The 638-nt window shown below is 67.4% G+C and carries 1 protein-coding gene; it reads left to right on the plus strand.

Features of this window, described 5'->3' with window-relative positions:
* On the plus strand, nucleotides 1–638 hold a 638-nt coding region (locus EN949_RS35560), incomplete at both ends, for an ATP-binding cassette domain-containing protein (protein WP_164782692.1).

Here is a 638-nt window from a genome sequence, read left to right on the forward strand (position 1 = left end):
ACATGGTGGCGGGCACGCTGGTGCCCGACAGCGGGCAGATCGGCGTGCATGGCGACATCGAGGACAACTACTCGGTGTCGCGCGCGCAGCAGCTCGGCATACGCTGCGTCTTCCAGGAGCTGTCGCTGTGCCCCAATCTCAGCGTCGCCGAGAACACACGCATCAACCACGCTTCGCTGCGTGGCTTCGGCTGGCGGCGCAAGGCGGCCGAGCTGATCGCCGCCAAGCTCGACGAGATCTTTCCGGGTCATAGCATCTCGGCGTCGGACATTGTCGGCGACCTGTCGATCGGCCGTCGCCAGATGGTCGAAGTGGCGCGCGCCTTCACCGTCACGCAGGATCGTCTCGACCTCGTCATCCTCGACGAGCCGACATCGTCGCTCGACGCGCATACGGCGGGCCAGTTGCTGGCCTTCGTGCGCCGCTTCGTTGCCGGCGGCAAAAGCTGCATCCTGATCTCGCATGTGCTGGGCGAGGTGCTGCGCAACGCCGACCGCATCGTGGTGATGCGCGACGGCAAGGTGGTTGTCGCCGATGCGGCGGATGCATTCGACCGCGACCGGCTGGTGACGGCGATGGGCGGCGCGGAGGCGCGCCAGAAGATCGCCGCTGAAATCGCTGCCGCCAAGCCCGCCGCC

Origin of the sequence: Mesorhizobium sp. M7A.F.Ca.US.007.01.2.1 (assembly GCF_003998165.1) — a bacterium.
Lineage (GTDB): Bacteria > Pseudomonadota > Alphaproteobacteria > Rhizobiales > Rhizobiaceae > Mesorhizobium > Mesorhizobium ciceri.